Raw genomic sequence first — 21,085 nt, 5'->3', positions numbered from 1 at the left:
AAAGCTAAACACTAGCGATTCACTTTCGAGTAAAAAGCTTTGCGGTCATTTCCAAGCATTGCAGGTTTTTAAGCCTTAACTACCACACCCTAGTAGAGAGGCTGAGTTTCTGCTGTCATATCTAAACAATCAGTAAACAGGAAAAAAAGCCATGAATATTAAATATTGACAAGAGGAATTTTCAAACATCCTCTAAGCGAAAGGTCTACCAATGAAATTTCCCAGTTTTTATTTAGGAGAGAAAATTATGAAAGTTAAATTTTTAGTTCTACCAGCGATTGTTGCCGCAGTTTGTTTTATTGGACAAACTGTCTCTGCTAAGGCACAAGCTGCTCCAGTCTGTAAACTGAGTACATTAAACTCCAGCTATGGAGCGCAATCAACTGGAACACTCGTTTCACTTCCAGCACCTTTTACCCCTGGCATTTTTGGTTTCGTGGGCTTAGTTGTTTTCGATGGCAAGGGAGGATTAAAAGGCGAGCAAACTTTTAGCTTAAACGGTACGATTATCTCTGGAACATTTGTAGGAACTTATAAAGTAGAGCCAAACTGCACCGCGTCTTTTAACTTCACTGACAATTCTAATTTCTCCTCTACTTTAACAGGCGTGATTGTCAACAATAGTCAAAAAGTACTCATTATTCAAACTGTTCCTACCGGAACTGTAATCACAGGGTCGTTTGAAAAGTTGTAAACCAAGATAATACTGAGTTTTTACTGTCATCACCTCAACAATTCAAAAGATAAAAACCATCTGTTTGGGAAAGATCAGTCTAACGACAAGAAGACTTTTCAAACATCCTCTAAGCTCGACTTGATCCAAAATTAAGAACTCAGCTTTCTTGATTCGGCAAAAATCCTGGCTTTTTGGCAAATACTTTTTCCATTTTACTGATTTTCGCTCCAGTGCAAAAAGTAAAACTAGCGTTCCACAATGGTTTCAGCATCAGGTTTTGGATTTCGTAAAAATGGATAAAGTCGAACGAAGGCAAAAGTCTACCAATCAAATTTGTCAGTTTTCATTTAGCAGAGAAAATCATGAAAGTTAAGTTTTTAGTTCTACCAGCAATTCTTACCGCAGTTAGTTTTATTGGACAAACTGTCTTTGCTAAGGCACAAGCTGCTCCAGTATGTAGACTGAGTACATTGAACTCAGTTTATGGAGCGCAAGCAGCTGGAACAATCGTTTCAGATCTAGCACCTTTAACCCCTGGCGCTTTTGGTGGGATAGGCTTATTTATCTTCGATGGCAACGGAGGATTTAGTGGCAATAACACTGTCAGTTTCAACGGTACGAGCGTTTCTAGAACATTTGTAGGAACTTACCAAGTACAGCCAAATTGCACCGCGTCTTTCACCTATACTGACAGTTCTAATTTCTCCACTACTGCAATCGGCGTGATTGTCAATAAAGGTAAAAAAGTACTCATAATTCAAACTGTTCCTGCCGGGTCAGTGATTACAGGATCGTTTGAAAAGCTGTAAACCAATATAAGGCTTAATTTCTGCTGTCACTAGCTCAAAAATTCAAGGAAAAAAACAATTTTTGTTAAATGCTAACAATATAAAATGTCATACTCTTTTTTTGGCTAAGGTATTGATTCTTGCAAAGAGCTTTTGCTGGCTCAATTCCGATTTTTATGAAAAGCTTTGCGTCTTTGCCCATTTGACAACTGAGGTTTTCGCAACGGTACCACCTCAGCTTCGCTACTTTCGCGTGCTACCCGAATCAATAATCCAGCAGCGATTAAACTGGCAATCATGGAATTACCACCATAACTAAACATCGGCAAGGGTAAGCCAGTAGTTGGTAAAGAACCTGTGGCCACACCAATGTGCAGCAATGATTGTCCTACTATCAAAATCGTCACACCGATCGCCACCAATCGATGCACTGAATTTTTCGCCTTCAGCGCCACGATTAATCCCATAGTCCCAAATATAGCTAAAAGTACCAACAGCACAATACTGCCAACAAAACCAAACTCTTCGGCGAACACGGCAAAAATAAAATCAGTGTCTTGAATTGGTAAATAAAACAGCTTTTGTTGTGAAAGCCCAAATCCGGCTCCCCAAGTTCTACCAGAACCAACAGCTAGTAGACTTTGCACCAACTGGTAACCATCTCCTGTGGCATCCGCCCAAGGATTGAGGAATGACATCACCCGCTTCCGCTGATACTCTTTGATGCTAATACTCAATAGTGCCAACATCACTCCACCGATCGCTGTTCCTCCCAAATACTTGTAAGGTAACCCAGCGGCTAAGGCAATTAGCCAAATCGTCATACCACAAAGTGCTGTTGTACTTAAATTAGGCTGGGCAAGAATTCCTAAAAGTACCAAACCGAAAATAACCAGCCAACCGCAGCGAACCCGCCAACCAATTCGCTCCCACTGACCAAAAAGCCGCGCACTCTGTAGCACCAGAAACGGTTTAATCAATTCCGAGGGTTGAATGGGAATTGGCCCGATCGCTATCCAACGCGCTGCATCAAAAGCCTTTTTTCCCAATCCTGGGATCAGCGTTATGAAAATTAACGTCAAAAACACCATCAAAAACCAATGGGATTGTCCCAAAATTTTCTGCAATGGCGAATTAACAATAATATTGAATCCGATTAAGGCAACTAAAACCCAAAGCAGTTGCCGCTTAAAGTAGTACAATCCATCATTATGACGCGCATCAGCGACGGGATAGGATGCTGAAAATAGCATGATCAAGCCGACGAACAGCCAAATCAATGTTAACCAGCGCAATAACCGCGCTTCTAATGCCCAGTTGGAGACGGAATTATCAAAAATTGGAATCAGGCGGCGTAGATTCACGATCGCTATAACTGAAAAGTTAGGAATTAAAAGTTAGGAATAAAACTCATAAATCATAACTCATAACTCAGTAATCTGATGCACTGTTTTTACAATATTGTTAGTATAAGTTGCTACTAACATTCAAGTTTAGCAATCAGTAACTTTTGCCAGCGGTTTTTATCTGGCGATCGCCCAATTTTGGTGAAGCCAATCTTACCAGCGCTACACTTATACTAATTTGCATCCAGAGTCGTAATTTCTGTAGCTAGGCATCAAGCCTGTATTACTTCCAAATTCTGACTTATGATTGACAAATTCTGATGTAAGTGCTTGCCTTTTCATCAATAAAGGAATTTCAATCAAAAACTCAGTTCCTTGTCCTGGTTCTGATATACATCTGAGCATTCCCCCATGTTTTTCAACTATAATTTGATAGCTAATTGATAAACCCAATCCTGTACCTTTACCAACAGGCTTAGTTGTGAAAAATGGATCAAATAATCGTTCTTTAACTGCTTCTGTCATTCCTGAACCATTATCAGTAATTCGGATCGCACAGTTACTTTCAATGACTTCTGTAGTAATTGTAATGATATTAGGATCAGCATGAATTTCTGCGATTCTTCGTTTACTGTTATGGTTCTCAAGAGCATCGACTGCATTACTAATAATATTCATGAATACCTGATTGAGTTGACCAGGATAGCAATCTACCAAAGGCAAATTTCCATAATTTTTAACTAGTTTGATACCAGGATGATCGACGCTACTCTTAAAGCGATTTTGTAAAATTAGTAGTGTACTGTCCAGTCCTTGGTGAATATCAACACTTTTTTTCTCCGCTTCATCAAGGCGCGAGAAGTTCCTCAAAGACAACACAATTTCCGATATTCTTTCGGCTCCTACTTCCATCGAATTGAGGATTTTGGGCAAATCTTCTAGTAGAAAATCTAACTCAATTTCCTCAATATATTTTTGAATTTCTGGTATGGGATTGGCATAAAATTGCTGGTAAAGATGCACCAGCTTCAGCAAAGATTCCGTATAGTCTCTTGCATATTTCAAATTGCCGTAAATAAAGTTAACAGGATTATTAATTTCGTGAGCAACTCCCGCAACTAATTGCCCTAAACTAGACATTTTTTCAGCCTGAACTAATTGGGCTTGAGTTTGCTGGAGTTCCTTGAGAGAGTTTTCCAATTTTTTAGCTTGAGCTTCGGCAATTTCCGCTAGATTTTCCTTGATTTGTAGCGCACTGCGTAATTGCGATCTTTGTTGTTTGAGTTCACCTGTTAATTTTTTAGCATCAGCCAAAGCGGTATTCTGAGCTTGCAATAAAAATAGAAAATCAACAATTGGGTCATGAATGGCAAAATCTTTGAGCTTGATACCCAAAGGAGCAAGACTAGTTGTATCCGTAATCCAGGGAGAACCTAAGAAAAATATCACCTCCTGCTCTGGGTGATACATCATCTGACCCTTGAGCTGCATTCCATTGTGCAAAAACTCTAAGATAAACAGGGCGCGAGACTGCTTACTAATAGCATCAAAATCGACCAAAATTTTTGGTCGATTGATCTGGAAATGCTGCTCAATCAATTTACCAACTAGAGGTTCCGGACTAATACGTTCTAAAACATCACCAACTTGTACAATTTCGCGATCGCGGCTAAATGCAAAATGGAAAGGAAAAGCTTTCGCCAGTAACTCTGGTGAAAGCGTCAGGTAAGGAGGAGCCATGCTGCTGTCCTGCGGTCAATTTGGTTTATAAATCACTAAAAATTCATCATGTTCACCACCTTCATCTCGACTCTGGGTTTGGGTAATATGAACTTGTGTATCAAACCTAGTTCCCAATCCCTTGACTAAACCAAGAATCATTGGCGTTAGGCCTTCTCTATCAGAGCGATAGTGTAAGTTGAGGGAGTTTTCCTCCATATCAGTACACTCAAATGATGGAGGCTGGAGTTTGGGAAAGCTAACTCCTACACGAGCATGAAGATTGTCCAGGTTTTCTAAAAATTCAGGTAGTGTATCTCCACTCATATCCATCATTTCGCCATAGCCTTCTTCGGCTGTGTACTGAACCCAGAATTCCCCAAAGGCTTGCATAATTTCTCTGGGAGATAAACCCAGAACACTACTAGCAGCTTTGACTAACCTATGGGTGATGTCATCAGGATAACCTTCCATACTGAGGAAAACATCTACATCCACCTCTGCTTTGTGCTTAATTACTTTCCAAGTTTCTTCGCCAAAGCGACTGCAAACCATGTCTTGAATCGCCTTGTTCACTAATCCATACATGGAAGTCTCCCCTTGCTGCGCCTAATTTTGCTTCGTGAATTTGACCGAGACTAAAATGACAATATTTCCTGTAGTTAAACTTTAAAATGTCTGATTACAGTTTTAAAAAACCAAAAAATTGGGAAAACTGTTCGCATTTTAATACCACGAACTAGTAAATTCACAACCGTATTTCTACCCTTTCCTTTTACCTACAGCTATGAATTAACTAGGAGCAATGAATTAGGTTATAAGTTATATTTAGAGATTTGACGCTGAATTCCGTTAAAAAATTGGAACCGGGCATTCATAGCTTCTAAGATAGCCCGTTTTATATTTATATCATCTTCAGTCATGCCAAGTTGAGCTTCAATTACTGCTGCTAGCTTCGCTGCATGACTATCATCGATATTAATATGAACTTCAAAAAAGATCAGTGATTCTTTAGGTAAGGGGGCAGCACCGACAATTCCTTTATATAGTTGTGTATACAGTGAGCTAACAATCCCTTCGGAAGCATAACAGACAGCACCCAGTGCAGCTAAATAGCCATACTTATACGGCATATGTAAGTAGGTATCAATGAGGGCGCGAGTTTCAGGTGCAGTAGGTAATGCTGCTAAAGTTTCGTCGTGGATACCAAGTGCGCGGGTAAATTGACGAAACAATTCTGGGTGGCACTGACTTGCATCTCCTTGTCCCATTTCATCAAAGAGATTTTCCAAAATGACTAACTGAGTACTTTCATCTTGGCAGCAAGACAAGATGCTAGCCAGGATACGATTAAATTCTTTGGAGAATTTATACATTTGAACAGCTAGTATCTGTACGTCTGGTAGGAATAAATTTCCAGTACGACACTGCATTAGGAACTCATGGTTCCATAGAGGATGATTATCGGTTATTTTTTGGAAGGAATTTTTAACTAAAGAAAGTGTCTGTGTCATCGTGATACTTGTATGGCTAGATGGAGGGGTTGGTCAAGTAAGGGGCTAAAGAATGATTCATCTAGTGCGATATGTTCTGGAGTCACACGCAATTCTTGTAGGATTGGCATCGTATTGAAGCCAGCAATTTTAAGGGCATTAAAATAATCCTCAAGAGTTTTGTGAATCAATTGCACATTTAGCCAGGAACCGTCTCGTTTCCAAATACGGCCAGGAAACTGTTGATCTCGCTTGCTGAAGTAGCCTTTACCCTGAACTTGAAAATAAAATGGATATCCTGGCTCCCGCATATATGGAAAGGATGGATGGGGAACGCTGAATACAAATCGACCGCCGGGACGAAGAATGCGTGCAACTTCCTTCATGCATTCTTCGGTCTGAGCAATTGTTAAATAATTAAATAGAAACACTGCAACAACTAAATCAATTTCAGCATCATCAAACTGCTTGAGGTTGGTAGCACATCCTACTTGGTAGCTAATACCCAAAGCATCTTCTACTTCTTGCAAGGTTGCTGCTTCAATCATGCTTTGAGAAAGGTCTATTCCATGCACTTGTGCAGCTCCACGTCGGCGTAATTCTCGGCTGCAATAACCTTCACCACAACCTATGTCTAGTACTCGCAATCCACTAACAGGTTCACAAAGTCCTAGTACCAAAGGACGGGCTGTAAAGTCAGATAAGGAAATAGGTTCTCCTCTAATCCAATCTGATGCTGTGCGATTATATAAGTTTCTAGTTGAGTTTTTATGATTCAATGTTGACATTTTTAACTATTTATTTATATTTGAGTTATGTTTATCTAAATCAATCTAGGTTTATAAGTTTCAAAAACGGATATATATGTTCTAACATTTAAGGATTTAACTGTTAACGTTGATTTCACCGATTTTTATAAGCTTCTATTTTTGTGTTTAAAAAGCATATTTTTACAAGTAATAATCACAAAAATACTATCAGCTTCGCAGTTCCTTCAAAAAACCAAGACTAAATACAATTGAGCTTCATGAATTTTTGATATTGCAAATTTAAAATCTACTTCACATATAGCTATTTATCTCTGCTTTATTAAAATGATTAATATTCGCTCTTTTAATTAAGATAAATAAGAAAATTAAACCCGTATATTTTACGAAGTGTGAACAGAATAATCTTGTTAATTTATAATAGCCAGATTCGTTTTGACAACGAACTAGCTTTGGATGCATAAGTCCTGTTAGCTAATTTATAAGAACTTTGGGAGAAATGATGTTAGCAAAACTGCCAGTAGAATCACCAGTGTCCAGCTTAGAACATGAGCGTGGGATGTCTACGACGGGCTACGCCTACGCATTTTCTGAGCTTGGCGATCGCCTCTTTGATGAACTGGCTGATAAAATGGCTACGAGACACCAGTATCGACTGCTGTTTGAACACACATTAAAGCCTGAGTTATTCCAGCAAATCCGAGTTGCTGCTGCGGGTTACATATCAGCTTGTCTGAATAGTCCCATTATTCTTTCGGAAGCTGAAATGCTGGAACGACTGATGGAAGCAAGAAACACTTTGCCGAACTACACCGGCACTGGTCTTTTAATGCCCAAGCGAGAACACACTCTGGCATTTAACCTCTTTCAAAAAAGCGTAGCTGAGGCTTTTTATCAACTAGGAGCAAATGACCTAATCGATGCAGTAGATTTACCAGTCAATCTCCGTATGGTTTATGGCAAAACTGACCCGATGAAGTTGGCTTTGCCCTTTGCTAGCTCAAAGTGCCATAGCGATGTCTGGGCAGGTGTTCCTGCTGATGCAACTGTAGTAGTTCTGCCACTATTTGGCGACATCGATCATATAACCATCGAAGCCGGTGAAATGCCCCGCGAAATGGAATTACAGGCTATGCAGGTAATGTCAGACTTCGATGAAGGTCGAGATATTCCAATGGTTGTTTCCTACACTGAAGCACAATTACAACATGGTACGATGTACTTTAATGATGCCCGTGGATTACACCAAACAGTAAGACGAAAAACTGAAGGTTTGAGAATTTCAGTAGATTTTCGGTTCCGCAGAAAATTCAATGAAGCTTATCGGGCAATGATACCACCTAGTATTGCTGGTGTTGAAGATGATATGAGCGTACCTTATGAAGACTGGCTGAAAGTTGGCAATGAAACGCTGATTGTGTTTGATGAAACTGTTGAACAAGCTAAAAATAGGCAGAATATTGGCGCTCCAGTTCCGCTTTATACTCGCGGGTATCGCTTGGTAAATATGTTTAATACCGTTTCAGTTTAAGGTTGATACAAATACCTTGGTAGGGGCGCACAGCTGTGCGCCCCTACGGTAAATCTATATGTATTACGATTTTCGTAAAATGGTATAACTTTTAATTTTCAAAATTATGAACGACAAAAAAGAGGTCTTTTTTTGACCTCTTACCAATTCCCTAAAAAAATGTTCTGTCTACAGCAATTACGACAAACCAGCATTAGCGCCTTGCTTACCAGTTGCTAGTTCTACTTTGATGATTTTGCCGCCTGCTTTTTGAATGCGTTGCTGTTCGCGGAACCAGTTCTCGTAGGGAACTAGTTTAGTGAAGTAGGTGTTTTGCAGTTCGCGTTGGGTACGAATTCGGGTTTGGCTGGGAACAAGAGCAGTAATCTTAAACAAACGGGCCATGTTCTGAAAATCTCCTGTATTGTTTGTGGAAACTTTTTTATCTGTAAATCTTGAGTGCAAATCTTTAAATTAATCTTTCCAAGGCTGGAAATCAAACATCAATACTAGACCACCAACACTCATCACTGATAATTAACCAAGATAAGCAATATAACGTTCTAGCACTCACGATTGATTTCCAGACCTTAATAAAGCCGCACCTAAATTCTTAAGCGCAAACTAGCTCTTAGCTTAAGCCAGAGGAGATATAGTCTAAGTAAACGCCCATTTCCTTACCAGCATCAGAACCTACCAAACTAGCGGTAACTTCTTTGATGGATTGGATAGCTTGCACGGTAGCACCAACGGGTACACCCAAGGAGTTATAGGTTTCCTTCAAGCCATTGAGTACACGCTCATCCAAAATGGAAGGATCGCCAGCTAACATAGCGTAGGTGGCATAGCGGAGGTAGTAGTCTAAGTCACGAATGCAAGCAGCATAGCGACGGGTGGTGTACATGTTGCCACCGGGACGGGTGATGTCAGAGTACAGCAAAGATTTTGCTACTGCTTCTTTGACAATGGTAGCAGCGTTGGCGCTGATGGTGCTAGCAGCACGTACCCGCAGTTCGCCGGTAGAAAAATAGCCTTTTAGCTTCTCTAAAGCAGCAGAGTCGAGGTATTTACCTTGAACGTCTGCGGAGTTAATGACAGCGGTAATTGCGTCTTGAGCCATGTTGTTAATTCCTTATTTCCAACTGTATTGCAATACTTCTGTTTGATGCCGAGTAAACAGCTTTAACCTAGTAAAGCACCGACTAGATAGTCGAAGTAGCTACCAGCTTCAGCAGCGTCATCACCAGACAGCAGGCTAGCAGCACCAGCCTTCACTCCGCGGATACCTTCAGCAAGAGCATCGATAGGAGTTCCCAAGGACTTATAAAGTTCACGGGCGCCGATAACACCGATTTCTTCGATGGGGGTAACATCACCAGCAACGATACCGTAGGTAACGAGGCGGAGGTAGTAATCTAGGTCACGCAGACAAGTAGCAGTCAATTCTTGACCGTAGGCGTTACCACCAGGAGACACAACATCAGGACGCTTTTGGAACAGTTGATCGCCAGCTCCTTTGATTAACCGTTCGCGATTGTCTGTCAAAACTTGAGCAATCCGCAGGCGGCGCTCACCAGCTGCTACAAAGGATTTGATCCGATCCAATTCACCAGGGCTGAGGTAGCGTGCTTCTGCGTCAGCATTCACGATCGCTTTCGTGACGATACTCATTAATGGATTCCTCCAATACGAATGAAACCAGGATTTGATTAAACTGGTGCAACTTTGATTTGGTTTACTGAGTTTATCTTCTCGTCGCATTAGACACAACAGTTTAATAACTGCTACGGCTAATAAATTACGAGTTTGCTTGAGTCAACATAAGTACACAAGCTTTTAAACTCAGCTACCTTCCGCAAAACATTTTCCGGCATTCTGTTGAGCATTTATGACTGCTCTTAACACTTTGTAATATTACTTTTCAGATTTCACTGTTTTAGGGGCAATCTGAGAGCAGTATTACGAAAGGTTGCGAAGGGTATCAGGGACTGGGGATTGGGTATTGGGTACTGAGTATTAGGAGTTAAAAGAATTATTTCCCAGTCCCTAGTCCCCAGTCCCCACTCCCTAGTCCCTATTCAGCCGCCTGCACGCTGCCGAGGTAGTTACCTGCTGGCAGGGATGGGAAGCGGTTGTAAGGCACAACATCTTCACCAAAGTAGCGGCTATATTCTGGGCTTTCGACTATTGCCTCTACAGCCGCTGGTAAACCGCTATCATCTAGCAGCTTGTTGTACTCCCGAATTTCTTCTTGAGTTGCGGGTGCGCGCCCCAACAGATGACGGAAGAGGAACTCAATCACCTTGGTACGGGGATAAGGTGAAAAGAAGCGCTGGCGATAGATTTCGGAACTAGCCAGGTTACGCACAAACTCCCGAACGGAAATTTCACCATTTTGGAGTTTGCTGTCTAGGTCACTCAGGCGGAAATTATCAGGCACTTGACCGCTATAAATATCCAATACTTGAGAATAAATAGCGTTAACTGCCTGTTGCCTTTCGGTTGAGCTTGTACTTTCCGTCAAACGATAAATACGCGCATGTTTACGCACACCCACTTCTACGGCTTGTTCGCTACTATTGCTGTAGGAACGACCCAGTTCGGCATAGGAGGGCTGTCTGTTGCCATTCGCCTTTTGGCTGGCGATATCTGCGATCGCCTGGGCTATAAGCGGCGTATCACTAGATCCTGGACGGGCTTGCACAGGCTTAAAGCTCGGTACAACTACATCGTCATTTTGCTTGGTTAGCTGGTTGTAAAGCTTCTCGGTATTCGGGAAGTTTGCCGCTGGTAGGGTTGGGAAGCGACGGTAAGGCACAGTATCTTCACCGAACACTTGGTTATATTCCACACTATCCACCAGCGCACCGATAAAGGCACGAATACCTTGAGTAGCCAAAATCTGGTTATATTTGCGGATTTCTGCCTGGTCTAGTGGCGCACGTCCGAGGAAGTGTTTGGTTCCCAACTCAATTACCTTGGTGTTGGGGTAGGGTGTATAGAATTCTTTTAGGTACAGATTCGAGTAACCCAAACCTTGAATAAATTCCTTCACACTGATTTCGCCGTTGCCCAGCTTGCTTTCCCACACCGTAAATTCATTTTTAGCGATGTAGGGTGCAACATCGCGTTCAAAAATCTGACGATAGGCAGCGCTAATCAAAGTTTGCACTGCAACTTTGTCACTGGTATTGGCCACCAACTTGAAGATTTTGGTTTGTTCGCGCTGCTTGCTAACACCTTGGTTAATGCGGAACTGAATGTCTGGTTCTGACCGCTTTTCACTGACAGTACCCAGTGTCACAAAGCTCGGCGTTACTTCCTTCCGAATTGTCGGGGCAATATCTTCACGAATACTACCAACGCGCAATTGTCGCCCTGCTACACCACCAGGAGTCAAATACCGTTCATAAGGAACTGTATCTTCACCAAATGCTTCGCTGTATTCTACGCTGTTAATGATGGCGTCAACCACCGCGTAGAAGCCTTGTCTAGCAGCGATATCAAAGTACTTGTTGATTTCTTGACGACCGTAGGTTGGACGACCCAACAAGCGGCGGTGAATGTACTCGATCGCTTTACAAACATACAGCGATGACCAGTACAGATTACGGAATACATCTGACTTAGCCAAAGCCCGGACAAACTCCCGCACAGAGATGTCGCCGTTTTCTAGCTTGATCTCCAATACCTTTTGCCGCTGACCTTCGTAAACATCGCGACCAAAAACTTGGAGATAAGCACCTCTAATCACTGCTTGGGTAGAGCTTTCAGAGAATCTGATGCTAGAACCTTTAGCAGCCTTTTTGCCAATAGTTCCAGGCAGTTGATCCAGCTTGAACACCTTAGGTCCTAGAGTACCAGGAGCTTCACCCCGTGCCTTAGGATTACTGTTTTGGTTATTAATCCCTGCCCCTTGGTGAATCAGGATGCGCTTGGTATCCTTGCCAAAAGGAGCCGGACTGTTGCTGGGGTTGCGAGTTTCTTTCGGGAAAATCGCCCCAAACTGAATTTCCAACGGGTCGTTACCAGAACCGTAAGGATGCTGGTCTGGTAGGGGTTGCTCGTAAGCCGCAAATGTGGTAATGAACTGAGGTATCTTGCGGAAAGGCGCACTGTAGTTAAACAGGTCTTGTTGCGGTCCCCAGTTGCGACATTCTTGGGCTTCTTGACCCAGACCCCGGAGGTAAGGTACTGTCTCTTCACCAAAATAGTCGCTGTATTCAGCAGAATCTACTAGGGCATCTACTAAAGCAGCCAGACCACCGGTAGAAATAATCGAGAAATATTTTTGTACTTCTTCGCGGCTACTTGGCCCCCGTCCCAAAATGTGACGGAAAGCCAGTTCGATGACTCGGCTGTTAATAAAAGGCTGGTAAAACTGTTTTTGGTAAAGGGGAGATTTAGTTAGACGGCGAACAAACTCCTTCATGGAGATGTCGCCATTCTTCACTTTGGATTCTATGTCAGAAATAGACAAGCTGTAAGCACGGGTAATGTCGCGCTCAAAGATTTGCCGATAGGCTGCTTTAACTACCTCATTTTTTTCGCTAGCTGACAACCCAGTTTTCATCACAAACTTGGGACGCCGTTCTGCCGCAATAAAGTAAATTTGTGGCAGTTGCAAGCCTTGTTGGTCGCTAGAGGGACGTTGCCGCACTTTGTTGGAAGGTGTGGCTGCTTTGAATTCTGTAAGCAAAACATCCATGTACTGAGACACAATCTCTGTAGCCTCAGCATCCTTACGAAAAAAGGAAAGTGCCCCGGCTTTAATTTCTTGCAAAGCCACCAGTGTCGCTTCACCAGAGCAGGCATTTTCAATTATTTCCCGTAAACCGCGTGTATTCACGGCGATGATGTTGGGGTCACCAGCAACGATCGCATAAGTAGCATAGCGTAAGAACCAGGATAAATCCCGCAAGCTCTTAGCCATGTTGCTTGGGCCATAACGAGCAATGTTAATTGGTCTAAAACCTGGTGGTGTCGGACCGCTGGGGGATGAGTTAAAGATTGAGCGTAAATTTTCTAGGAACCCACCACGGCTTTCAACGTAGGTTATTGTTCCCAGTTGCATCCCTTGTTGAACATCACCACTACCAGCACCAGCAGTTACTAGTTCTGGCTCTCTGGGCTTTTCTAAAAAAGCCATTGGCGAACCACCGACAAAAATCCGGTTGGCAGCTCGAGATACGATGATCTCGGAATTGTCCGTGAGCGTCTGGGCAATTTCTAGACGCTTTGCACCAGATGCAAAATAGCTTGCCAGTTCATTTAGTTCACCACTACCCAAAAAGCGGTCTTGCTGTTCCGCTTGGGTAATTGTAGCTACAGCTAGGGTTTGATATAGTTGCGGACGCGCAACTGAGCTTCCACCACTTGCCTTAACACTCATCGGATTTTTAAAACTCCCATCATAATCATTTATGTGTTAAGTCTGGGTCGTTTTGAGGCTTGACACATCGGTGCGTCTATGCTTTATGAGCTTAAGAGTACTGCCTGCAAAACTGCCAGTAAATTAACCCAGTTAGCTTTTAGATTAGAACGTTTTGCGTTCTCAAGTCTGGTTTATTAAGAAGTGTGTAGAATATGTAGCCTTAATGCATCAAATCCCGAATAGATACTCTTGTTTGTCTGAGACAAAACTAAGTTTTGTAACTAAGTAGGTAGTCATTTGTCATTTGTGGTTTGTCCTATGGCTAATGACGAATGAGCAACGCCAAATGTGTAATAGCTTCATGTCCACCCTACAATCTGTAACACTAGTGGACAGTGACAATTAGTCAATGTTAAGTTAATTTTGCTACTGATAACTGAATATTTATAAATAACGGTACTCTATAAATATTCTCAAATAATAAAGACTCAAGCTTTAGCTACCATAATTCTCTATGTGAAAATACTATGCGTAAAATTTCTAAATTTAACTGTTTATTCAATGCTACTGTGTCTGCTCTAGCAGTTATACTGGCTGTCACTCCTGCAAACGCGCTTCCAGGTGAGAACATCAGCACGGTTGTCAAGTGGGCAAAAACCAGACCTCAACTACCCACTCTGAGATACAACAGCGAAGCCCACGGCTATGACGGTACAAAGGGAAAACTCTACTTTTATGCCGATGTCACTTCTGAAAATGGGACAGTAACTAAAGAAGGAATCACTGTTAGTGGTAGCGGCCTCAAATTCACCACAAAAAGTGCCAATGCAGTGAAATTGTTACAAAATATTTATAATTCTCAGATTGCCAATGACTTCCAAAAGTCTCGGTATGTTACCAAAATTGGTCGTGACCTATATTATCGCGGGCAAAAGTTTGCTTACATCACAGCTGAGGTGCAAGGCGGGTCATCATTGCAGATAATTCCCTTGAGAAATTTGCAAGAATTTATCAATAATGCAAAATATTGTCAAACCAATCAATGTGACCTTTGATCGTGCCAATTTTAGATTAAAACTGTTGTATTCAAAAAATGTTTATCAACAAAAGTAATAAACTTAACTGGCTGCACTTTGCTGCTTTGTCCACCCTAGCCATAACATTCGTTATTGCTCCCGCCAATGCCTTACCAGGACAAAATATTAACACTGTCTTGAACTGGGTAAAAACCAAACCCCAGCTACCAACCCTACAATATGGCCACGAAACCCTAACTTATTACGGTATCAAGGGTAATTTGAGCTTTCATGTGACTGTTCCTCAAAAGATAGTTACTCAAGAGGGTATATCTGTAAATGGTGACTCCAAGCTCAAATTCACCAAGAAAAATGTCAAAGCAGTGAAATTGCTTCAAGACATTTATGGTTCTAATATTGCTAATGACTTCAAGAATTCTCGCTACGTCACCAAAATAGCTCACGAACAATTTTATCGCGGGCAAAAGTTTGCTTACAGCACTTCTGATTTTGAGGCTACATCTGATGCGTCTAGTACTTCAGCATTTCAAATCATTCCCTTGAATAACTTGCAGCAAAACATAGATAGTGCAAAATATTGTCAAACTAATCAATGTGACATTTAGAATTCAGAATTCAGAATTCAGAATTCAGAATTCAGAATTCAGAATTCAGAATTGAAATTATAGCAGATTGCAACTTTGTGAGGTACAGATAATTGTAAGGGCGTACCGCTAAAGCGGAACCCGTTCGCGGAGCGTCTCGTTGGCGCAGCCTCTCGTAGAGAAGAGAAGGGTACGGCCGTTCGCCCCTACCCGTGTACTTCATTTACCTGCAAAACACTGTAAGTAATACTGGTGAATGAATAAACGATTTCATTTTTTCACCAAATTTTCAATTATTGGTGAGATTTGAATCTTTTACTAAAAGATTGCTGACTTATGAATTCTTATTCAATTAACTCTATAACTAGAATTAACATAAGCATTATTAGTCAATAAAGGCACACAATCACTAACATTAAAAGCAGCCGCCAGTTCAACATCTGACTCAAAACCTTTTTCTATCAACTCTTTACCAGAACTGCATTTTTTCAAGTATCCTAATAAATCCTGCTGGAAAGCTTGAAATGCTGCCACCGCTGCTTCGGCTTCTGGGGATAAACTACCACGTAAATAGCTAATAATTGCCCCAGCACCAATCAAATCTTCAAATGCAGGCCTTAGGCTACCATCATCTTTCCACCTCTCACCAGCAGGAATCACAGCGATTTTATCGCCATACTTTTGGGCAAACTCGGCTACAGCTTGGCAATTTCGCAAGCAGCCAGCCAAAGTTGGTGTATTTCCAGTATGTAAAGTCAAAAAAGAACCATTAGGTGAAGGCAAAACTAATCTAGTTCCAGCAGGAATCTGTTCTACTGACTTTGGGGAAAGAGAATATCCACTTGTTGTCCAACGTTGTCTATGACTCGCCAACTCTGCTTGTAGTGACTTGGCATAATCTATAACTGATTCATCTCTATATGCGTAGGGAAAAATGATCGCACCATTATTATTAGCAATTTCTACACAAGTAGAAAAAGAGAGAACGTCAACTATTATCACTACATCACTGATACAAGCAAGTTGAAAAACTCCTTGTGCGCCCCATTCACAGCGTAAATCAAACTCTGATTGGTCGTAAATCATAATAGCGATCGCTTTTATACAATATTATAAAAATTCAACCATAGATAAGTACGCTAGTGTAAATAATTAAAGGTTTGTAGTCAGTACAAAACGTCCTAAATTGGAGGCTTCAGCACTCACTACAAACTAAAGGTTAAGCACGAAGTAGGTCAACAGTTATAATCAATATAAAACTTCAAGGTTCAAAATATTATGAATTTAACTGTAAAAACTACCTCTCAGACAACTGCACCTAAGTTAACTTACGATGTACTAATTGAAAATCAACCAGATGGTACAGTTAAAGCAACATTGCTAGGTTTACCAGATTGTCAAGGTATAGGCAACACAGAAACGGAAGCGATAGAAAAACTTAGTCAAAGTTTGCAAACTCGGTTAAAAACAGCCAAGATTGTGACTCTAGAAATTGACCTTCCCCAAATCGAACATCCTTGGATGAAATTTGCAGGAATGCATAAAGATAATCCTCTGTTTAGTGAGGTGCTGGAATACATAGAAGCTGAACGCAGCCAAATTGACTTAGAGAATGAGACAAAGTGACTATTATGTGGATATTAGATACAGACCATCTGTCTTTATTTTAAAATAGTCATCCACTAGTCACGCAACGTATAAGACAGCAGAATCCTGAAAATTTAGCCATAACAGTGATTACATTTGAGGAGAAAGTTAAAGGATGGCTGAATATTATCAACAAATATAATAATCAAACTTCTAAGTATGAAAAATTAATATGGGGATACAAGGGTTTAAGCGATGAATTAGAATATTTCAAAAATATAAAATTACTTGAATTTGATACTAGAGCTTGTAATTTTTATGCTGAATTAGTTAGGCAAAAAATCCGTATTGGTACTCAAGATTTACGAATTGCAGCAATTACGCTCTCAGTAAATGGGATTTTAGTAACCCGCAACCGGAGAGATTTTGAAAAAGTGCCTAATTTGTGTTTAGAAGATTGGACTATATCTTAATTTTTCTCAAGGCTAAATTGATCTATTTGTTTCATAGATAAACACTTCAGAATAACAATTTATTGATCTAGAGGTTGGAACATAATTCTATATGAATTGATAACTTACGAATCTGCAAGAAACCCCTGAATTGGTTGCATACTTTTAGCTTTATCCATAAAACATAAAATATTGATATATAATAACACCACAAAAAATAATCGGTGCAATGAAATTCGTGAGAAACTAGTTGTTAGTAAATATTAATAATTGTTTGTAGCCTTTTAGATATTACAGTATGCGAATCAAACCAAAGCAAAGCAAAACAAACCAAGCACACAAAAACACTGTCCACCAAATACCCCCTGGAATCAACCACAAAAGCACATAACCCAAAAAGACCAACAACCAAATCACCTCCAAAATAGTAAATGATGAAGTATTTTTAGTGGTAGGTGTTATCGGTGTTTGGGTTATTACAGGTTGAACGTGAGGTATAGAAGCTGTTGCTTGAGAAATATTAGATTGAGTTGGCTTAATTGGTAATGAAGTATCTGTATTGCTTAATGATGCAAGCTGCCAAATTTTGATAGTTTTGTCACCACTTCCACTGGCAAGTATTTTGCTATCTGGACTGAAAGCTAGCGACAGAGAATGTCCCTGAAGAGTGTGGATTTGCGCTCCTGTTGTTATATCCCATAGTTTAATCTCACCAAAACTCCCACTAGCAATAATTTTGCCATCTGGGCTAAAGGCAACTGAACTAACCAAGTTAGAATGCGCTTGGATAGTCCAAACTTGTCCTCCTGTTATCACATCCCACAGTTTGATAGTCTTGTCATCGCTGCCACTAGCAATAATTTTGCCATCTGGGCTGAAAACTACGGAATTAACCCAGTTGAAATGCCCTTTGAGAGTGCGGATTCGCGTTCCTGTTGTAACATTCCACACTTTGATAGTCTTGTCATCACTCCCACTGGCAAGGATTTTACCATCTGGACTGAAAGCTACGGAACGAACCCAGTTAGAATGCCCTTTGAGAATGCGGATTTGCTCTCCTGTTGTGACATTCCATAGTTTGATAGTCTTGTCATCACTCCCACTGGCAAGGATTTTGCCATCTGAGCTGAAGCTAATTGAACGAACCAAGTCTGAGTCGGAATGCCCTTCGAGAGTGCGGATTAGCTCTCCTGTTGTGACATCCCACAGTTTGATAGTCTTGTCGTAACCGCCACTAGCAAGGGTTTTGCCATCTGCGCTGAAAGCTACGGAATTGACATAGGAGGAATGCCCGTGACGAGTGTAAATTTCTCTTCCCCTGTCTATATCCCACAATTTGATAGTCGAATCACGGCTCCCACTGGCAAGGATTTTACCATCTGGGCTGAAAGCTATGGAATTAACATAAGAGGAATGCCCTTGCAGAGTATAGACTTGCCCTCCTATGGGGACATTTTCAATAATTTTATTTACAGTAAAAGCTGTAGGTTGTGATGTTGATACAGCAAAAGCAGATTGTTGTTTTGGTCTAGCAAAACCAGGGAATATATCAGTACCAAGTTTTGTAGAACGATCGCACCAATAACACTTACCATAAGTTCGGCTGTAATAGTGGCTATCTACCTTTCCACAGATACTTAACTCATTAACAGCAAGTCTAAGCGCCAGGGCTATTTCATTCTAAATGTAGACGCAATATGGTAGAATTCATCGCCAGCTCTACTTCAAGTATCTACTACCGTGTCTGAAATCGAAATTATCAAAGCTTTTGCAGGTCTAGAAGACCCCCGTCGCCGCGCCGGACAGCGACATACTCTACCATTATGTCTTGCGCTGTTCACATTGGCGATCGCCGCAGGCAATAAAGGATTTCTAGCAATTGGAGATTGGATTTCAAGCTACCGTGAGGAGTTGATAGACCTCTTGAAACCGACAAAGAATAGGCTTCCTTCTTACAGTACAGTCCGTCGTAATTTATTACACATAAATTACGAAGAGTATTCCGTATGCCTTGCGAATTTCTTTGACATCAAACCACTGCCTGGAGAAACTGTTGGTATGGATGGTAAAGTCCTCAAAGGCTCATATCAAGTAGAAAATGATAATCCACATTCTGATTCCCACCCAGCAATTATGTTGGTCAGTGCTTACCTTGTAGAGCGAGGATTGATTTTAGAACCGTTTGAAGTTGATGCCAAAACCAACGAAATAAAAGCATTACCTGAGTTGATTGAGAAACTGGCTCTCAGGGGAGTAGTTTTTGCCTTTGATGCTATTAATACACAAAAAAAACTTGTGAGTTGATTATCAACAGTGGCAATGATTATATTGCTGCCTTGAAAGGGAATCAACCTAGTTTATTCAAAGATATCAAAACTAATTTTACACCGGAATTTTCTTTTGAGCAGATAAATAAAGGTCATGGTCGAATCGAAAAGCGACATGTCAGTATTTGTCAAAATCTTGATGGTATTCGTCCTTGGCCTGGACTTACCACTTTGATTCAAGTCAAATCAGAACGTCAGGTTTTCACACACAATGTAATTGAAGTAACTACTGAGACTCGTTATTACATTTCATCTCTAACTGAAACGGCTCAACAAATAGCTGAACGAATCAGAGGATATTGGGGTGTTGAGAATAAAGTTCATTACGTTCGGGACGTTACCCAAGGTGAAGATGCATCCCGAATTCGCACTACACCCTTACCTCAGATTTTTGCGCTCACTCGCAATTTTTCACTCAATTTATACCGAAACAATATGTTTAAAAATATGGCACAAGCTCAACGTTTATGTTCTTTTGGACTAGACACACTCAAGCAGCTTTTTAGAATGAAATAGCCCTGTCTAAGCGCCTTTACCCAATCCCCAGCGGTTGGGCGCAAATTAGGATTTTGATAACCATCATTAAAGCACTTGAAAAAACATCGCTGAACCTCTGGGTGAACAATCTCAAGGGGAATTGTGATATTTGTAGGTTGAATAAGATTATTTGGTGTATAAATCCATAAACCACCACGAATTCTTTCTTCAGGTTTCGGATCTTCACCAGCACCTATCCACTTTCCCACAAAAGGACTTTGACCACTAAACAACAAGCGATAGATAATTACTGCTAACCGGAAGCGATCGTGTACTTCTGTTTGATCGGTACTATGAAAATCTTTGCCAATCAGTTCCGGTGGTGTAAAATTTTCTGAACCAACTTCACAACGATAAATCTTACCATTTACCGGATTCCGAACCTGAAACGAATCAGTATCAATGATTGAAGGTAAAGCGCGATCGTTAACAAGAATATTTTCCGGCTTGATGTCACCCAAAACATAGCCACAAGTGTGAATTGCTTCAATAATTGAGGCAATATTCAGTGTCGTTGTGTGGAGAAAACGCCAATCAACGTCAAGTTTCAAGGTCTTTCTTTTCTGGAAGTTGTATACATCAATAAGTTGTTTCGCTTCCTTAATTTCCGGCATCAAAAAGCCCACGAAATCACCCTGAGCATTTTTCAAAACCGACTTAGGCCAAGCAAAAGAAATATGATTGAGGTGAGAATTTGGTTCTTTGGGTCGGTGCGCTATCATCACCGCTAACTTTTGCACTCGCTCAGGTTTTTGGTCGTGGTAAATTTTTGCTAAGTAACCATTGCGATTAGTTCGCCAAACCTTACCTTCACCGCTATTAGCTATTGGTTCACCCAGCAGAGTAATCGATTGACCCGTACTGGCACAGGTAAGAACTGTCATCGAA

19 protein-coding genes and 3 pseudogenes are annotated in these 21,085 nt (G+C 41.0%); 8 read left to right on the top strand and 14 right to left on the bottom strand.

Annotation, left to right across the window (positions count from 1 at the left end; all coding sequences use genetic code 11):
- The first annotated feature begins 247 nt into the window (after window positions 1–247).
- Window positions 248–694, top strand: a complete 447-nt coding sequence (locus IQ276_RS28225) for a hypothetical protein (RefSeq protein ID WP_235116044.1) — start codon at window positions 248–250, stop codon at window positions 692–694.
- 139 nt (window positions 695–833) lie between these two features.
- On the opposite strand, the gene IQ276_RS28220 is transcribed toward IQ276_RS28225, so the two are convergent.
- Complete coding sequence (locus IQ276_RS28220) at window positions 834–992, bottom strand: hypothetical protein (RefSeq protein WP_235116043.1); 159 nt, start codon at window positions 990–992, stop codon at window positions 834–836.
- Between the two features lie 46 nt (window positions 993–1,038).
- On the opposite strand from IQ276_RS28220, the gene IQ276_RS28215 reads away from it, so the two are divergent.
- Window positions 1,039–1,485, top strand: coding sequence for a hypothetical protein (locus IQ276_RS28215; protein ID WP_193915161.1), 447 nt, complete (start codon window positions 1,039–1,041; stop codon window positions 1,483–1,485).
- Between the two features lie 140 nt (window positions 1,486–1,625).
- On the opposite strand, the gene IQ276_RS28210 is transcribed toward IQ276_RS28215, so the two are convergent.
- From IQ276_RS28210 to IQ276_RS28190, 5 genes are all read right to left on the bottom strand, one after another.
- Window positions 1,626–2,828 carry an FtsW/RodA/SpoVE family cell cycle protein gene (locus IQ276_RS28210; protein WP_193915159.1) on the bottom strand — a complete coding sequence of 401 codons (1,203 nt, stop codon included), beginning with the start codon at window positions 2,826–2,828 and terminating at the stop codon, window positions 1,626–1,628.
- A gap of 210 nt (window positions 2,829–3,038) precedes the next feature.
- Window positions 3,039–4,550 carry a sensor histidine kinase gene (locus IQ276_RS28205; RefSeq protein ID WP_193915157.1) on the bottom strand — a complete coding sequence of 504 codons (1,512 nt, stop codon included), beginning with the start codon at window positions 4,548–4,550 and terminating at the stop codon, window positions 3,039–3,041.
- 15 nt (window positions 4,551–4,565) lie between these two features.
- Window positions 4,566–5,117, bottom strand: a complete 552-nt coding sequence (locus IQ276_RS28200; protein ID WP_193915155.1) for a heme NO-binding domain-containing protein — start codon at window positions 5,115–5,117, stop codon at window positions 4,566–4,568.
- 227 nt (window positions 5,118–5,344) lie between these two features.
- Window positions 5,345–6,043: an iron-containing redox enzyme family protein gene (locus IQ276_RS28195; RefSeq protein WP_193915153.1), complete on the bottom strand. Its 699-nt coding sequence runs from the start codon at window positions 6,041–6,043 to the stop codon at window positions 5,345–5,347.
- Window positions 6,040–6,810, bottom strand: coding sequence for a class I SAM-dependent methyltransferase (locus IQ276_RS28190; protein WP_193915151.1), 771 nt, complete (start codon window positions 6,808–6,810; stop codon window positions 6,040–6,042). Before IQ276_RS28190 ends, IQ276_RS28195 begins: the two co-directional genes overlap by 4 nt.
- A 478-nt stretch (window positions 6,811–7,288) precedes the next feature.
- On the opposite strand from IQ276_RS28190, the gene IQ276_RS28185 reads away from it, so the two are divergent.
- A complete protein-coding gene (locus IQ276_RS28185; protein ID WP_228042935.1) occupies window positions 7,289–8,320 on the top strand; it encodes a hypothetical protein in 1,032 nt (343 codons plus the stop codon).
- A gap of 177 nt (window positions 8,321–8,497) precedes the next feature.
- On the opposite strand, the gene IQ276_RS28180 is transcribed toward IQ276_RS28185, so the two are convergent.
- From IQ276_RS28180 to IQ276_RS28165, 4 genes and pseudogenes are all read right to left on the bottom strand, one after another.
- Window positions 8,498–8,704, bottom strand: coding sequence for a phycobilisome linker polypeptide (locus IQ276_RS28180; protein WP_138504247.1), 207 nt, complete (start codon window positions 8,702–8,704; stop codon window positions 8,498–8,500).
- Between the two features lie 226 nt (window positions 8,705–8,930).
- Window positions 8,931–9,419 (bottom strand): allophycocyanin subunit beta, encoded by a 489-nt coding sequence (gene apcB, locus IQ276_RS28175; RefSeq protein ID WP_190876488.1) that lies wholly within the window; start codon window positions 9,417–9,419, stop codon window positions 8,931–8,933.
- 62 nt (window positions 9,420–9,481) lie between these two features.
- Window positions 9,482–9,970: an allophycocyanin subunit alpha gene (gene apcA, locus IQ276_RS28170; protein ID WP_073640730.1), complete on the bottom strand. Its 489-nt coding sequence runs from the start codon at window positions 9,968–9,970 to the stop codon at window positions 9,482–9,484.
- 409 nt (window positions 9,971–10,379) lie between these two features.
- Window positions 10,380–13,691: pseudogene (locus IQ276_RS28165) on the bottom strand (phycobilisome rod-core linker polypeptide); the annotation flags it as partial.
- A gap of 509 nt (window positions 13,692–14,200) precedes the next feature.
- On the opposite strand from IQ276_RS28165, the gene IQ276_RS28160 reads away from it, so the two are divergent.
- The gene (locus IQ276_RS28160) at window positions 14,201–14,728 is read left to right on the top strand and encodes a hypothetical protein (protein WP_193915147.1); all 528 of its coding nucleotides are present in this window, start codon (window positions 14,201–14,203) and stop codon (window positions 14,726–14,728) included.
- 38 nt (window positions 14,729–14,766) lie between these two features.
- Window positions 14,767–15,315 (top strand): hypothetical protein, encoded by a 549-nt coding sequence (locus IQ276_RS28155; protein ID WP_193915145.1) that lies wholly within the window; start codon window positions 14,767–14,769, stop codon window positions 15,313–15,315.
- 327 nt (window positions 15,316–15,642) lie between these two features.
- Here the strand turns inward: IQ276_RS28155 and IQ276_RS28150 are convergent, their stop codons facing one another.
- Window positions 15,643–16,380, bottom strand: coding sequence for a 2-phosphosulfolactate phosphatase (locus tag IQ276_RS28150; protein ID WP_193915144.1), 738 nt, complete (start codon window positions 16,378–16,380; stop codon window positions 15,643–15,645).
- A 192-nt stretch (window positions 16,381–16,572) separates the two neighbouring features.
- On the opposite strand from IQ276_RS28150, the gene IQ276_RS28145 reads away from it, so the two are divergent.
- Together IQ276_RS28145 and IQ276_RS28140 are read left to right on the top strand one after the other, a co-directional pair.
- Entirely contained in the window at window positions 16,573–16,920 is a 348-nt protein-coding gene (locus IQ276_RS28145) for a hypothetical protein (RefSeq protein ID WP_193915143.1), read from the top strand.
- A gap of 107 nt (window positions 16,921–17,027) precedes the next feature.
- Window positions 17,028–17,354: a type II toxin-antitoxin system VapC family toxin gene (locus IQ276_RS28140; RefSeq protein ID WP_228042934.1), complete on the top strand. Its 327-nt coding sequence runs from the start codon at window positions 17,028–17,030 to the stop codon at window positions 17,352–17,354.
- Window positions 17,355–17,624: 270 nt separating this feature from the next.
- Here the strand turns inward: IQ276_RS28140 and IQ276_RS28135 are convergent.
- Window positions 17,625–18,776: pseudogene (locus IQ276_RS28135) on the bottom strand (WD40 repeat domain-containing protein); the annotation flags it as partial.
- 26 nt (window positions 18,777–18,802) lie between these two features.
- Entirely contained in the window at window positions 18,803–18,928 is a 126-nt protein-coding gene (locus IQ276_RS40375; RefSeq protein ID WP_255264355.1) for a hypothetical protein, read from the bottom strand.
- 145 nt (window positions 18,929–19,073) lie between these two features.
- Between IQ276_RS40375 and IQ276_RS41050 the strand changes: the two are divergent.
- Window positions 19,074–20,176 (top strand): annotated as a pseudogene (locus IQ276_RS41050) (ISAs1 family transposase).
- Here IQ276_RS41050 and IQ276_RS28115 read toward each other — a convergent pair.
- Window positions 20,119–21,081, bottom strand: a complete 963-nt coding sequence (locus IQ276_RS28115) for a helix-hairpin-helix domain-containing protein (RefSeq protein ID WP_193919944.1) — start codon at window positions 21,079–21,081, stop codon at window positions 20,119–20,121. The pseudogene IQ276_RS41050 and the gene IQ276_RS28115 overlap by 58 nt on opposite strands.
- Window positions 21,082–21,085 lie beyond the last annotated feature (4 nt).

Origin of the sequence: Desmonostoc muscorum LEGE 12446 (assembly GCF_015207005.2) — a bacterium.
Taxonomy (GTDB): Bacteria; Cyanobacteriota; Cyanobacteriia; order Cyanobacteriales; family Nostocaceae; genus Nostoc; species Nostoc muscorum.
The sequence above is the reverse complement of the archived record's forward strand: the minus strand, read 5'-3'. Positions and strand labels throughout refer to the sequence as shown.